14 protein-coding genes are annotated in these 13,518 nt (G+C 66.6%); 5 read left to right on the forward strand and 9 right to left on the reverse strand.

Annotation, left to right across the window (positions count from 1 at the left end; all coding sequences use genetic code 11):
* Positions 1-6 precede the first annotated feature (6 nt).
* The 9 genes from ACTJKF_RS16675 to ACTJKF_RS16715 all read right to left on the reverse strand — a co-directional run bounded on the left by ACTJKF_RS16675 (position 7) and on the right by ACTJKF_RS16715 (position 7,563).
* Positions 7-1,455, reverse strand: a complete 1,449-nt coding sequence (locus ACTJKF_RS16675; RefSeq protein WP_440624606.1) for a helix-turn-helix transcriptional regulator — start codon at positions 1,453-1,455, stop codon at positions 7-9.
* A gap of 162 nt (positions 1,456-1,617) precedes the next feature.
* A complete protein-coding gene (gene sctT, locus ACTJKF_RS16680) occupies positions 1,618-2,448 on the reverse strand; it encodes a type III secretion system export apparatus subunit SctT (protein ID WP_440624607.1) in 831 nt (276 codons plus the stop codon).
* A 15-nt stretch (positions 2,449-2,463) separates the two neighbouring features.
* Positions 2,464-2,955, reverse strand: a complete 492-nt coding sequence (locus ACTJKF_RS16685) for a hypothetical protein (RefSeq protein WP_440624608.1) — start codon at positions 2,953-2,955, stop codon at positions 2,464-2,466.
* A complete protein-coding gene (gene sctN, locus ACTJKF_RS16690; RefSeq protein WP_440624609.1) occupies positions 2,952-4,283 on the reverse strand; it encodes a type III secretion system ATPase SctN in 1,332 nt (443 codons plus the stop codon). Before sctN ends, ACTJKF_RS16685 begins: the two co-directional genes overlap by 4 nt.
* Positions 4,280-5,038: a type III secretion system stator protein SctL gene (gene sctL, locus ACTJKF_RS16695; protein WP_440624610.1), complete on the reverse strand. Its 759-nt coding sequence runs from the start codon at positions 5,036-5,038 to the stop codon at positions 4,280-4,282. Before sctL ends, sctN begins: the two co-directional genes overlap by 4 nt.
* A 104-nt stretch (positions 5,039-5,142) precedes the next feature.
* A complete protein-coding gene (locus ACTJKF_RS16700; RefSeq protein WP_440624611.1) occupies positions 5,143-5,937 on the reverse strand; it encodes a hypothetical protein in 795 nt (264 codons plus the stop codon).
* Positions 5,856-6,626, reverse strand: coding sequence for a type III secretion system inner membrane ring lipoprotein SctJ (gene sctJ / locus ACTJKF_RS16705; RefSeq protein ID WP_440624612.1), 771 nt, complete (start codon positions 6,624-6,626; stop codon positions 5,856-5,858). The genes ACTJKF_RS16700 and sctJ overlap by 82 nt, the downstream gene beginning before the upstream one ends.
* 28 nt (positions 6,627-6,654) lie before the next feature.
* Positions 6,655-7,086, reverse strand: a complete 432-nt coding sequence (locus tag ACTJKF_RS16710) for a hypothetical protein (RefSeq protein ID WP_440624613.1) — start codon at positions 7,084-7,086, stop codon at positions 6,655-6,657.
* A 15-nt stretch (positions 7,087-7,101) separates the two neighbouring features.
* Positions 7,102-7,563, reverse strand: a complete 462-nt coding sequence (locus ACTJKF_RS16715) for an HrpB1 family type III secretion system apparatus protein (RefSeq protein ID WP_440624614.1) — start codon at positions 7,561-7,563, stop codon at positions 7,102-7,104.
* 321 nt (positions 7,564-7,884) lie between these two features.
* Here ACTJKF_RS16715 and sctU point away from each other — a divergent pair, with 321 nt between their 5' ends.
* The 5 genes from sctU (at position 7,885) to sctR (ending at position 13,514) form a co-directional block, all read left to right on the forward strand.
* Entirely contained in the window at positions 7,885-8,952 is a 1,068-nt protein-coding gene (gene sctU, locus ACTJKF_RS16720) for a type III secretion system export apparatus subunit SctU (protein WP_440624615.1), read from the forward strand.
* A gap of 17 nt (positions 8,953-8,969) precedes the next feature.
* Entirely contained in the window at positions 8,970-10,895 is a 1,926-nt protein-coding gene (locus ACTJKF_RS16725) for an FHIPEP family type III secretion protein (protein WP_440624616.1), read from the forward strand.
* A 37-nt stretch (positions 10,896-10,932) separates the two neighbouring features.
* Positions 10,933-11,739, forward strand: coding sequence for a type III secretion system protein SctP (sctP, locus tag ACTJKF_RS16730; RefSeq protein ID WP_440624617.1), 807 nt, complete (start codon positions 10,933-10,935; stop codon positions 11,737-11,739).
* Positions 11,740-11,830: 91 nt separating this feature from the next.
* Entirely contained in the window at positions 11,831-12,883 is a 1,053-nt protein-coding gene (gene sctQ, locus ACTJKF_RS16735; protein ID WP_440624618.1) for a type III secretion system cytoplasmic ring protein SctQ, read from the forward strand.
* Positions 12,867-13,514, forward strand: a complete 648-nt coding sequence (gene sctR, locus ACTJKF_RS16740; protein ID WP_440624619.1) for a type III secretion system export apparatus subunit SctR — start codon at positions 12,867-12,869, stop codon at positions 13,512-13,514. Before sctQ ends, sctR begins: the two co-directional genes overlap by 17 nt.
* The last annotated feature ends 4 nt before the right edge of the window (positions 13,515-13,518 follow it).

The following is a 13,518-nucleotide window of genomic DNA, read 5'->3' on the forward strand; positions in this document are numbered from 1 at the left end:
AAGCCCTTAGCGTTGGATCGTCTCGGACGGCGACTCATTGAACTCGCGTCGATAGCCCTTGGCCAGCGCGGAGCGGCTCTTCAGGCCCCAGCGGCTCGCGGTATCGAAAATCGAGCCTTGCATGCGGTCGTCGTTGAGCAGGTCGTTGCGGATGCTTTCGAGCCGCAGCTTGCGGATCAGCGCATGCGGCGACATGCCGATCGAACGCTTGAACGCCAGTTGCAGCGCGCGCTCCGTCACGTCGATCTGCGACGCGATTTCGCGCGTATTCAGATCGGCGCGCTCGAGATTCTCGACAATGTAGCGATACGCGCGGCGATACTTCACCGTGAGGCGTGACGAAATGTCGTCGGCCGGCAGCGCGCGGCTCGCGGCGGATTGCGTCGCCCCGAGCCCATGCGTCTCGCAGCGCAGGCAACGCAGCGCCTCGGACGCGTAGTTCGCATAGAGCCTGAGCGCCTCGGCCGGATTGCCCCGCCGCACCGCGAGCTTCGATACGCAGTACAGGTAGTCGAAATTGCAGCGGCGCGTGCCCGTATCGGCTTCCGCGCGGCTGACTTTTTCGAGCACCGTGTCGGCAACGTCGTCGAGTCCGCCTGCCAGGCTCGCCAGCACGATGTCGATTTTGGCGAGAAACGCCTGGCCCGCGCCGCGAAAGTGCTTTGGATGACTGATCAGCTCGACGAGCGGCGCCACGGCAATGCGTTCGCCGCGCGCGAGCATCGCAAGGCGCTCCAGATACTCGTGCCGCTGCGCGAGAAGCGCCGGCATCGGCGACATCCACACCTTCGTTTCGGTGAGCTTGCGCGTCACATCGGCGCGATCGCCTGCGCTCTGCGCGCGCGCCAGATGCGCGGAACTCCAGAAAGCATGGTCGCTCAGCGTGGTCGCCGTGCGGATGCCCAACTGCACGTCGAACTCGCGGGCGAGCAGCGCGATCACGAGGCGCCAGCCTGGTTCTTCTTGCGTGTCGGCGAGTTCAGCCGCGCGAAGCAGCGCGTCGTCGGCATCGCGCTGACGTCCCACCTGATGATGCACGAGCGCCGCAGCGATCAACGCTTCGACGACTTCGACCGGCGACGCGGCGGCGTCGTCGACGATGCGCGCAAAACATTTGGCGGTCGCGCCGTAGCGGTCACGCATCATCAGCTGCCAGCCCGCGTTGCGGCACGACAGCACGCGCAGGCGATTGTCGTCGCCGACGTTCATCTTCTGCGCGCGGCGGTACATGTCTTCCGCGTCCTGCTCGTAGCCGAGCAGAAGCGATGCGTCGGCGACCGCAACCAGCCGCGCGTCGTCCGCTTCGACCAGCTTGTGCGCCGGCCGTTCGAGCACATCGTCGACCAGGCAGTAAGCGCGTTCGGATGCGCCGTCGAGCATCGACGTCGCGTACGCGGGCAAGCGGCTCTTCTGGGCAAGACCTGAAAGCAAAGCAAAATAGATCGTCGAGAACATGATGGTTCCACCTCAGGATGTGTCCGATGCGGCGAACCGTGCGATTCGCCCTGCGAGACCTGCGTTCCCGACGGATTGCCGGGCACGGAAACCATGGTAGAGACATCACGCTCATGAAAACTCAACAATCGGCACGACACTTCACAACAATATTCAGCGTCTTCAATGTGCTGGATTGGACAGCATTCCTTTCGCCAATGCAGCAGACAGATCGCCGAGCCGCACGTCGGAGACGACCTGTGAAGCGAATACCGCGACGAGTGCGATCAGCATCAGCACGCCGATCACACCGCGCAGCGGCTGGCTGAGCGAAGTCGGTTCGAGCCGGTCCGCGGCGCGCGCGACGATGCCAAGGCCGAGATCGACCAGCACGAGCACCAGCATCACGGGCGTGCCGAGTTTCGCGAGCGCGGTCCAGACCGAGTCGGTACGCTGGATCAGAAATGTCAGCGCGGTGTCGGAAAGCGACGGATGGAGCACATACGGCGGCCACCATTTGAACGACTCGAACAGCGCGCCGAGCACGAACAGCATGCCTCCGCCGACATAGAACAGCGTCACGACGAGTTGCAGCAGCAGCGTCGACACCGGCGTGCTCTGATCGCCGCGCAGCGGATTGGTCATCTGCACGTTGTTGAACCCCGCGAGGTCGTCGACCAGCGTGCCGAGCGACTGCGCAATCCAGAACACCGTCGCCGCGCTATAACCGAATGCCAGGCCGAGAAATGCCTCCTTGCAGGCGAGCACCAGCAGCATCGCACTGCTGAGCGACCCGAACGCCTGTGGGGCCTGCCCCGCGGCGACGAACAGGGTCAGCACGTAGACGACGCCGTTGCGTGCGGTGCCAGGCAACACGGTGTCGCTCGTCGCGGGCAGCAGGAGGAACGTCACCATGATGCGAATGCCCGTGAGCACCATGATGACGATGAAGTCGTGATATGCCTCGAACCAGCCGAGCAATGCCTCGGCCCACGTGTGAAAGTCATGCGTCATGGCGATCTCTCATGGCTACCGCGCATGGCGGCGGGCCAGCAGGTTTTCGGCGGCTTCCTCGTCGGCAGCGAGTTCGGCGGCCACGGCCGCCGCCCGCAGCAACGTGCCGAGCTTGCGGCGGCATTCATCGAGCGAGCCTTCGGCCCTGGACAATGCGGCCTGCCGTTCGGCCACCTGCGCCTGCTGACGCTCGAGCGCGGTGCGCTTCTTGCGCTCGGCCGTGCGCGCCTCGTCGAGCGCGTCCTTCAGCGGCCCGCGCCACGCGTCGTGGAGCAGATAGTGGGACGTGGGCAGACGCGTTGCGCCATCGAGCAGGGACACGATCCGGGCCTCGTGCTCCGCCTGATCGTTCCGTGCCGCGGTGCGTGCCTGCACGGCTTCATCGAGCAACGTCTGACACTCCGCGAGCGCTTGCCGCTCACGCGCGAGATCGGCCTCGAGGCGCTCGCATCGCCGTGCCTTCGCGGCGACGATGGTGCGCCACTTGCGAATCACGGGCGCCGTCATGCGTCGCCCGAGCGGGCGAATTCGGCAACGAACGCGTGCGTCGCGTCGCCGTCGGCCCATTCGTCGGTACGTTGGCCGAGGAACGCATCGATCGCCTCGTGCTGCGCCACGGCGTCGTCGGCAAGCGGGTCCGCGCCCTGCTGATATTCGCCCATCTGCAGCAGCAGCTCGACATCGTCATACTTCGCGATCAGCTTGCGCATGCGCGCCGCACCGTCGCAATGCCCAGGGCTCGCGACGAGCGTCATCACGCGGCTCAGGCTATGCAACACGTCGATCGCCGGATAACGGTTACGCGCCGCGATCGAACGCGACAGCACGAGGTGTCCGTCGAGAATCCCGCGTACTTCCTCGCTGACCGGATCGTTGCCCTCCTCGTCTTCGGCGAGCACGGTGTAGAACGCGGTGATGGAACCTTGCTCGCCCATCCCGGCGCGCTCGAGCAGGCGCGGCAGCTCGGCGAAAATCGAGGGCGGAAAGCCGCGCCGCGTGGGCGGCTCGCCAGCGGACAAACCGATTTCGCGCTGCGCGCGCGCGAAACGCGTCAACGAGTCCATCATCAGCAGCACGCGCAGGCCGCAATCGCGGAAATACTCGGCAATCGCGGTGCCGACATAAGCCGCCTTCGCGCGTTCGATCGACGATCGGTCGGACGTCGCGCACACCACCACGCTGCGCGCCATGCCGTCTTCGCCGAGTATCAACTCGATGAACTCGCGCACCTCGCGGCCGCGCTCGCCGATGAGCACGATCACGTTGACGTCGCACTGCGCACCACGCGCAAGCATGCCGAGCAAGGTGCTCTTGCCGACGCCCGCGGGCGCGAAGATGCCAACGCGCTGGCCTTCACCCACCGTCATGAGGCCGTCGATCACGCGAACGCCGGTGTGCAGCGGCGTATCGACCATGCGCCGCGTCAGCGGATCCGGCGCCGCGGACATCACGGGACGCGCCGCGTCGCAATGGAGGGGACCGGCGCCGTCGATCGGCTCGCCGAGGCCGTCGAGCACGCGTCCGAGCAGCGCTTCGCCGACCGGCACCGACAGCGGACGTCCGAGTCCCGTCACGCGGGTAGTGCGCGACAGGCCCGCCACGCTGCCGAACGGCGCAAGCAACGCGAACTGGCGCGTGAAACCCACCACTTCCGCGCGTTGCAGCAGCATGCCTTGCGCGTCGCGCAGTTCGCACTGCTCGCCCAGCGTCGCGTCGAGTCCGCCGACCTTCAGCAGAGTGCCGACAGCCTCGATGACCTTGCCCTGCCGCGTGGTACCGTCGGCAGCCAGAAGCGCCTCGCTCAGCGCATCGATGAAAGCGGTAACGTCGGTCATCGCGGGGCGCCTGCGGGACGGGACGGGTCGTCGTGCAGCTCGGTTGGCCAGTCGGGTTCGGCATCCGGCCGCATGTCGTCCGGTGGGTCGCACGGGAAGTCGGCAAGCACATCGCCGCTCGCGTCGGGCATCGCGGATTCCGCAAACGACGGCGCATCCACCATGCCCCGGTTACCCTCGACGTCCGTGCCCTCGACGTCCGTGCGCGCGACGCGCCGGATCGCACCGGCAAGCGCGCGCAGTTGCGAAGGCAAGCCGGCTTCGATCAGGCCATGGTCCCACTCGCACACGCAGCTGCCGGGTTCCACGGCGCCGTCGCTCACTACGTCCGGATTGACCGGCCAGCGGTGTTCCTCGGTCGCGCGTCGAAATGCGCGCGTCGCGTGCTCGACATCGCATGCGGCGACGCGCACCGTCAGAAACGACGTATCGTCAAGGCTGCGCGAGATACCCGCGGCAATCTGAGCGAACAGCGCGTCGCGGTCCGCTTCGCCGAGCACGCGCGTGATCGTGCGCATCACGACATCGGCGATGCGCTCACGCAAGGCCATCAGAAGATCGCGCTCGGCGGCCGCGCCGCGCAACATCGCCTCGTGTGCTTCGCGCAACGCGCGGCGGCGCCCCGCCTCGTAACCGAGCCGCGCAGCGTTATCGTATTTCGTCTGCGCCGCTTGCAACATGCGCTCGCCCTCGTCGGCCGCCGCCTGCCGGATCGCGTCGGCATCGCGTTGCGCGTTCGCGAGCAGTTCATCCACGCGGCGCTCGAAATGCGCGGATGCGCGATCGAGTTCGACCAGTTGCGCGAGTTCCGGCGCGCGCAGCACATCGCGGTCGATGCCAATGCCGCCTTGCGGCCCTCTCAGCCAAATAACCATGTCAACTCCGGGAACAGCGCGTTACACGCGAGCAGAAAGTCCGCCGACTCGTCAGGATCGATCGATGCGTCTGCGGATGCGCGTTCGTCGCCGGCGGCGTGGCCCAGCGCGACGCCGATCAATGTCCGCGCGGGCGCAAGCGTCAACGCGCCGTCGCGTTCAAGGAGCGCGTGACCGGCGCGCGCGAGTGCATCGACCGCGAGATCGGCGGGAAGCGCGGCACCGGCCGAAGGGAAGTTCAGGCCCAGTTGCATGAGCACGGCCAACGCGTGTTCGCCCAATGCGTCGCACAGCGCGCGGCGTCTCGCGCCCGAGACGATCCGGCGCAACAGCCCACGTGCCGGCCAGATCGCCCGTCCGGCGAGCACCCGGTGCGACCACGCGCCGTCGAGCAATGCAAGCCGGTTCGCACGCGCCGCGAACGCACTGACGGGCACGGCCGGTCCGAGCCAAATGTCCCGCGCGACATACCATGCGCGGCTCGCATCGTCCGTAAACGGTACGTTCAGGCGCCTGCGCTGCTCTTCGCCGGAACGCGACGCGGCTTCCGCGACGCGCGCTTCGTAAGCAGCGAGCCATTGAAGCAGGCGCGATGCGTCGGGTATCGCGGCATCCGCGAACGCGCGTTCTTCTGCTTCCGCCCGGGCCGGCATATGCTCATCGGCCCCGAACGCATCGGCTCCCGCTGTCGCGTCGCTCATGGAGCGGCCCCGTCGGCCGACCGGCGAAAGCGCGTGCCCACGCGCATCAATCCCGAACCGAACCGGCGCACGAGCCACACAAGCAGGGCGGCGAGCAGGCCCGCTGCGACGATTGCGCCCGCCCACAGCCACTCCGGCGGCACGCGCGGCGCAACGGGAGCCGGCGCCTCGGGCGCGGCCGATCCCGGCACCATCGTCACGCTGACGTTGTCGTAAGTGAGGCCCTCGACCGCGTGCACGACGAGGTTCTTCAGATTCGGCGTGAGCGTCGAGACGTCCGTGCCCGGCAAATACTTGATGAACACCGCGGCCGATGACGGCTTGACCGTCGCGGCGAGCGGATCGTTGTTCGGCAGCACGATCTGAACGTTCGCATAGGCCACTCCATCGATTCGCGACAGCACTTCGGACAGTTGCTGCGAAACGCCGTAGATGAAGCGCACACGCTCCTCGGTCGGCGTGGAGATCAGCCCGTCCTTCTTGAACATGTCGCCCAGATTCTGGAAGCGCTGATGCGGCAACCCATGCGCGCGCAGCACGTCCATCGCGCGGGCGAACTGCTCGCTCTGCACCGCCACGCTCCAGGTCTTGCCGCCGTCGTCCGTTTGCTTGCTCGCATCCACGCGCGCGTCGAGCAGCACCGCCAGCATGTCGTTCGCGTCGCTCTCGGACAGTTGCGCAAAGAGCTGCTTGCTGCAACCGGTCATCAGCACCGCGACGAAACACAGCAGCACGGCCCTGCGTGCCAGCTTGAGGTAGGAAGCCATCTTGGTCCGTCCTGTCGTTCGGATTCGGCTACTGGTTCTTCATCAACGTCTGCACGGACCCCTTGGTACCCTGCGCGACGGCTTCGCCGACGTAGAGCTTGCCGACCATCTCCGACACCTGCATCTGCACCTTGATGGACTGCGCCACGGCCTCCTGCGGCGTCATCGACAGAGCCTCGCCGGCAAAACGGTCGACGTCGCCGCGCAGGCTCGCGACTGCGTGGTCCTGCTCGGTAACGACTTCCGTCAGCGCCGAAGGACCCTGCGCGCGCGAAGCGCTCGGCGGCGCGAGGCGCGCGGCATCGAGCTTGCTGCGAAACAGATCGACGAGTGCCGGCCCGGGCTCGGACAACGCGTTTGCACCCGCGGCGGCGCCTGCCGCGGGCCGGCTCACGGCTTCCTCGCGCGTGACGGCGGACGTGGCCTCGAGCGGCGGCAACGGTGGAATCATGGGGTTCATCGCGATTCTCCAGGCCTATGCGCGCAGATGGCGGCGCTGCATCAACTGCTGCAACGCGCCGCGATCGATCTGCACCTCGGCCGCCGGCGCGGCCTTGTACTTGCCCATCAGCGTCATCACCAGCTCGACGGAATCCGGATCTTCATTCTTGTCCGCCACTTCGTTCGCATAGATGCGCCACGCCGGGTCGTCGAGTCCGCACAGCGACACCGCCAGCAGCGCCCCCACGTAAGGGCCGAAGGAGCCGCGCAGCGGGCGCTGCTCGAGCGTGCGCAACAGGCGCACGGCTTCCGCGAAGTCGCGCCTGCGAATCATCAGCCATGCGTCGTACGCGTACAGCTCGACGAACTCGGGACGCAAGACGTGCAGCGCGGCCAGCAGCCGCTCGGACTGTTCGATATGGCCGTGCTTCGCACCAAACATCAGCGCCTCGATCAATGCCGACACGAGCCGGTTGTTGCATTTCGTCAGGGACATGGAGCACTCCTTGTGAGATCAAACGCCTGTGCCTGCGTGCCTGCCGACGTGGCAAACGGCTGCGCGGTGGCCGGCGCTGGGATGAACCTTAGCGGACACATTCCGCGGCGGCGGCCCGTTGCGACGAAGCGCGGGCGCGCTGAACGAAAGCCCGGGTTCGTCAGCGCCTGGCGTCGGTCCGCGCCGAACGGGCGCCCGCCCGGGCTCGCCGGAGTTCGTGGTCGGCTTCGGTGCCGGACTCAACGATTCGCCGTGCACGCGAGTCGCGGCCGCCCAGGCCGCCGACAATCGGCTGCAATTCCCCACCCCGTAGGCTTCGCGATGGCTGACGAGAAAACTGAAGAGCCAACCGACAAGAAGCTGCGCGATGCGCGCCGTGACGGCGAGACCGTGAAGAGCACGGACCTGCCGTTCGCCGCGATCCTGCTCGTGGCGTCGGTCGGCTTTACCGTTGCCGGACCGCACATGGCCGAACAGTTGCACGTGCTGATGCGCCGCAGCCTCGACGTCGGCAGAATGGAGGCGCCCGGCGTGAAGTTGCACGACCTGCTCGTCGAGGCCGGCACGTGCGCGTTGATGCTGGTGCTCCCTGTCGCGCTCGCCACGTCGATCACGGGCATGGCCGCGCTCGCGGCGCAGGTAGGCCTGCAGATCTCGACCAAGCCACTCGAGCCGAAGTTCGATGCGATCAACCCCGCGTCGGGTCTCAAGCGCATCTTCTCGCTGCGCTCGCTGATCGACCTTGCGAAGACCGTGATCAAGGCGGTCGTGATTTCCGCGGTTCTGTGGAAGGCGATCGTCCTCCTGATGCCGCTGATGATCGGTGTCGTATACGAGCCGCTCGACAGCATCGACGGCATCGCGTGGGGCACGCTGTGCAAGCTGCTCGGCATTGCAGGCGCGCTCTATCTGGTGATCGGTGCCGCCGACTACGGTGTGCAGCGTTGGCTCTTCATTCGCGATCACCGGATGAGCAAGGACGAAGTGAAGCGCGAGAACAAGAATTCGGAAGGCGATCCACATATCAAGAGCGAACGCCGCAAGCTCGCGCGGGAATCCGCGTCGTCGGCGCCGCAACAACCCGTGAAGCACGCCAACGTGGTGGTCGTGAATCCGACCCACTACGCGGTCGCGCTGCGCTACGTCCCCGCCGAATGCGGACTGCCGCGTGTGATCGCGAAGGGCGTCGACGCGGAGGCACGCGTGATCCGCGAAGAGGCGGCACGGCGCGGCATTCCGGTCATCGGCAATCCCCCGCTCGCGCGGGCGCTCTATCGCGTCACGCTGGACGACCCCATTCCCGAACCGCTGTTCGATGCGGTCGCCGCCGTGCTCGCGTGGGTCGAAAACATCGGCGGACGGCGCAGCGACGCCGGGGCCACTACCTGACACTCCCGGAGAAGCTCATGTTCAAGACAGTCCGCCTCAACGAGTTCGGCGGCGAAGTCGCGATCGCGTCGCTGATCGTCGCGGTGATCTCGCTGATGATCCTGCCGCTGCCGCCATTTCTGATCGATGCGCTGCTCGGCCTGAACATCACGATCAGCGTGCTGCTGCTGATGGTCACGATGTACATACCGAACGCGAGCTCGCTGTATTCGTTTCCGTCGCTGCTGCTTTTCACGACGCTGTTCCGTCTGTCGTTGAACATCGCGTCCACCAAGTCGATCCTGCTGCACGCGGAGGCGGGCCACATCATCGAGAGCTTCGGCGAACTGGTGGTAGGCGGCAACCTCGTGGTCGGGCTCGTCGTGTTCCTGATCATCGCGACCGTGCAGTTCATCGTGATTGCGAAGGGATCCGAACGGGTCGCCGAAGTCGGCGCGCGCTTCACACTCGACGCGATGCCCGGCAAGCAGATGAGTATCGACGCCGACGTACGCGCCGGCAACATCACGGCCGAAGACGCACAGCGCCGCCGCGGCATGCTGGCAATCGAAAGCCAGCTGCACGGCGGCATGGACGGCGCGATGAAGTTCGTCAAGGGCGACGCCATCGCAGGTCTGGTGATCACGCTCGTGAACATTCTCGCAGGCATCGTGATCGGCGTGAGCTACCACGGGATGACGGCGGGCGAAGCCGCGAACCGTTTTTCCGTACTGTCGATCGGCGACGCAATGGTCTCGCAGATTCCGTCACTGCTGATCTCGGTCGCGGCGGGCATCCTCATCACGCGCGTCGCCGACGAACACAGCAAACCCAGTTCGCTCGGCACCGAGATCGTGCGTCAGCTCTCGACCAGTTCGCGCGCGCTCTATGGCGCCGCCGTGCTGCTGGGCGGCTTCGCACTCGTGCCGGGCTTTCCGTCGGCGCTTTTCGTGCTGCTGGCCGCCGCGCTGTTCGGCGGCGGCCATGTGCTGCGCAAGCAGACGAAAAGCAAGGAGCCGAATGCGGGCCCGGAACTGTCGTCGCTGCGCACCGACGGCTACAAGGGCCAGCCGCCGACCATCGCCGCGCATCCGCCCGCCTTCGCCGCCCCGCTCTCGGTATGTCTCGCGCCGCAGCTTGCGGCGCAATTCGACACGGCCGCGTTGAATCGCGCATTCGACACGACGCGCAGGGCGCTCGTCAACGATCTCGGATTGCCGTTTCCGCGCACCGCCGTGTGGACCAGCGCCGCCGTTCCGAACCCGTCGTATCAGATCCTGTTGCACGACGTGCCGCACCCCCCCGTCGAACTGCCTGCGGCGAAGGCTGGCCGTGAACAGGCGCTTGCCGATGCGGTCGGCGACGTCGTGCGCCAGCACGCGCATCTCTTTCTCGGCCTGCAGGAAACGCAATGGATACTGGAACGCGTCGGCGTCGAGTATCCCGGGCTCGTCGCCGAAGTGCAGAAGGTCGTGCCCGTGCTGCGTATCGCCGAAGTGCTCAAACGGCTGCTCGAGGAACACGTGCCGATCCGCAACCTGCGCGCAATCTTCGAGAGCCTCGTGAACTGGGGCGCGAAGGAGAAAGATCTGCTGCTGCTTACCGAATACGTGCGCGGCGATCTCGGCCGCTACATCGCGCACCGGGCGACGGGCGGCACCAGGCGGTTGGCCGCGATCGTACTCGACATCGAGGTCGAACAGACCATCCGCCAGTCGATCAAGCAGACGCCGGCCGGGAACTTCCTGACGCTGGAACCGCAGCAGGTCGAGCAGTTGCTCGAAGCCGTCGAAGAGCTCGTGGGCCCGCAGCCCCCGGAGGGGCTCGCGGTCGTCACGTCGATGGACATCCGCCGCTACTTCCGGCGCATGATCGAGCAACGGCTGAAGGGGCTGGAAGTGTATTCGTTCCAGGAGCTGGGCGAAGACGTCGACCTGCAGCCGGTCGGCCGTGTCGCGTTCTGAACGGCGCCCTGCCGGCGATTTGACGGAATAGCACGCAATGACACGCATTCGATCCACCCGAGAGATACGCATCACGCCGCCCGTGCCACCCCACACCGACACCGCACCACATATGGCGGACAGGTCCGTCCGGTCATCCGTCTCAAGCGCAGCCGATTCCGACGTTCAACGCTTCGGTCTACTTTACGACGCCGCACGTCAACGAAGCGGCAACGGCGAGGACACCCAGACGTCGGATCAGCGTTCGCCGGACGACAACGCGCGTGACGAAGGTTTCCGTCAAGACGCTCCGGCCGACACATCATCGCCGAATCTCTCGGCGGCGCTGGATACGCCACCCTCGCCTCTCCCCGCGATGCCGCCGCTGCCGCCGTTGCACCCGCTTTCGGGCGCACTCACGGCGGTGCGCAAAGGCCGCCGCGCATCGGCGGCGGATTCAGGCGACAGCGCGAACGCATCCGGCCGCCGGAAGACGAAGGAATCCCCACGCGATTCACACGACGCGGGCCCCGACGAACTATTCGGCATGCAGATGGTTCGCCGCTGCGCCCAGGCGGCCGAAGGCGATCTGCTCGCCCAGCATCTCGCGGAACAGGTAGCCGGACTTTGCACGAGCCCCGCCGTCAGGCGCACGGGACAGTGGGAGATCGCCGTCGAACTGGATCCCGCCATTCTCCCGCGCACGCGACTGCATCTGAGCCTTTCGGGCTCGGCTCTAACGCTTCGTTTCGATAGCCGCGACCCGCGCGCCCGGCAACTAATCTGTGACAACGGAAGCGAGTTGAAAACCCGCCTCCAGGCCCGTCTCGACAGCCAGATCACAGTGGACGTCACGGTACTCTAAGGGAATCCGAATCATGTCATCGCCCCAGGGCTGCACCCCCATCGCGACCCGGCTGCGCCACTACACGCCGGCGCTCGCCGGTGTGTCGCGCATGCTGTTCGATGCGCGCAGCCGGTTTGCCGGCCTTGCCTTCCGGTCAGCGGCGGAATCTGCCGTGGGCGCGCAGACGCGCAGTGCTGCGGGTGCCGCTCATGCCGTGCGTCTGCGCATCGGCAGCCCCCAAGGCGAGCTATGCGTGCGCGTCGACGTGAGCCGGCATGCGGCGCTGCAAGCGATCGTGCTGGAACCGGATGCCGAGCGCCGCACCGCGCTTGCCAACCTCTGGCTCGCCGGGTCGCTCGGCATGCTGGCCACGCACGGTGTCGCACTGCCGTCCGTGCAGGACGTTTCATTTGATGTCGAACCGCACGGCAACGCGCGCGGCGGCGGCGCACTGCCTATCGCGTATGAGCATGCGGGCGTCGCCCACACGGTCACCCTGCTCGAAGCACCCGTCGCGCTCGCTGCGGCACTGGAGCGCCAACTGACGTCCAACGCACCGACTCGAACACCCGACATCGCGCTACCCGATGCGCTCGCCGGCCTCGCGGTGCCGACCCGCGTCCGGCTGCGCAGTCGCCGTTGCGGCGCGGCGCTGCTGGCGTCGCTGCGCATCGGCGACGTGCTGCTCGGCTGGCCGCGTGCGCGCGATTATGCGCATGGCGCGCCACTCGAGCACGCGATCCTGCTATGGGGCGCGGCGACTGGCCGCGCCGCGTGTGCGCGCGCCCGCATCGACGGACGCAACCTCATTCTTGACACGATTCCACAGATGATGAGCCACGACCACGACCTTTCCCTCGAACGTTTGTCCGCCTCCTCTTCCGAGCCTTCCGGCGACACCGCGACCGGCGGCGACCCCGTCGATCTGAGCGATGTCGAGCTGCCGGTTCATATCGAGGTGGTGACCGTCAATCTCACGTTCGCACAGATCGCCGCCTTGCAACCGGGTTACATCCTGACCTTGCCGCTTGCGCTTGCCGACGCGGAGATCCGTCTCGTCGCGCATGGGCAGACGCTCGCGCTCGGTGAACTCGTCGCGGTCGGGGACAACCTCGGCATCCAGATCCAGCACATTGCGAACTCCGATGAACGGCACACCTGAAATCGCGTCCCTGCTCGTCGCCGCGCTCGCGCTCGCCGTCCTGCCGTTCGCCGCGATGGTCGTCACGTCCTACACGAAGATCGTGGTCGTGCTCGGGCTGCTGCGCAACGCGCTCGGTCTGCAACAGGTGCCACCTACCTCGGTCCTGAACGGCGTGGCGATCATGGTGTCGTGCTTCATCATGGCGCCCGTCGGCATGGAGGCGATGCACCGCGCCCAGCTTTCCAGCGAGGCGGGATCCGGCATGCAGGTGATGCCGCTCCTCGACGCCGCGCGCGAACCGTTTCGTGTGTTCCTGAAGCGACATGCGTCCGAGCGGGAAAAGGCCTTCTTTCTGCGGTCGGCCCGCGAGATATGGCCGCCCGAGCGCGCCGCCGAACTCAAGCCCGACGACCTTGTCGTGCTTGCGCCCGCCTTCACGCTGAGCGAGCTGACTGCGGCGTTCAAGATGGGCTTCCTGCTGTACCTCGCCTTCATCGTGATCGACCTCGTGATCGCCAACGTGCTGATGGCGCTCGGACTCTCGCAGGTCAATCCGACCAACGTCGCGATTCCGTTCAAGCTGCTGCTGTTCGTTTCACTGGACGGCTGGTCGACGCTGATCCACGGACTCATCTCCACTTACAGGTGACGCC

It is taken from the genome of Burkholderia sp. 22313 (genome assembly GCF_052045245.1).
Taxonomy (GTDB): Bacteria; Pseudomonadota; Gammaproteobacteria; order Burkholderiales; family Burkholderiaceae; genus Burkholderia.

Coding starts and splice junctions, on each gene's coding strand:
- ACTJKF_RS16715 (WP_440624614.1), bottom strand. CDS start 7,563: ATGTCCCTGACGAAATGCAACAACCGGCTCGTGTCGGCATTGATCGAG.
- sctT (WP_440624607.1), bottom strand. CDS start 2,448: ATGACGCATGACTTTCACACGTGGGCCGAGGCATTGCTCGGCTGGTTC.
- sctR (WP_440624619.1), top strand. CDS start 12,867: ATGAACGGCACACCTGAAATCGCGTCCCTGCTCGTCGCCGCGCTCGCG.
- sctP (WP_440624617.1), top strand. CDS start 10,933: ATGACACGCATTCGATCCACCCGAGAGATACGCATCACGCCGCCCGTG.
- sctN (WP_440624609.1), bottom strand. CDS start 4,283: ATGACCGACGTTACCGCTTTCATCGATGCGCTGAGCGAGGCGCTTCTG.
- sctQ (WP_440624618.1), top strand. CDS start 11,831: ATGCTGTTCGATGCGCGCAGCCGGTTTGCCGGCCTTGCCTTCCGGTCA.
- ACTJKF_RS16725 (WP_440624616.1), top strand. CDS start 8,970: ATGTTCAAGACAGTCCGCCTCAACGAGTTCGGCGGCGAAGTCGCGATC.
- ACTJKF_RS16675 (WP_440624606.1), bottom strand. CDS start 1,455: ATGTTCTCGACGATCTATTTTGCTTTGCTTTCAGGTCTTGCCCAGAAG.
- ACTJKF_RS16710 (WP_440624613.1), bottom strand. CDS start 7,086: ATGAACCCCATGATTCCACCGTTGCCGCCGCTCGAGGCCACGTCCGCC.
- sctU (WP_440624615.1), top strand. CDS start 7,885: ATGGCTGACGAGAAAACTGAAGAGCCAACCGACAAGAAGCTGCGCGAT.
- sctJ (WP_440624612.1), bottom strand. CDS start 6,626: ATGGCTTCCTACCTCAAGCTGGCACGCAGGGCCGTGCTGCTGTGTTTC.
- ACTJKF_RS16685 (WP_440624608.1), bottom strand. CDS start 2,955: ATGACGGCGCCCGTGATTCGCAAGTGGCGCACCATCGTCGCCGCGAAG.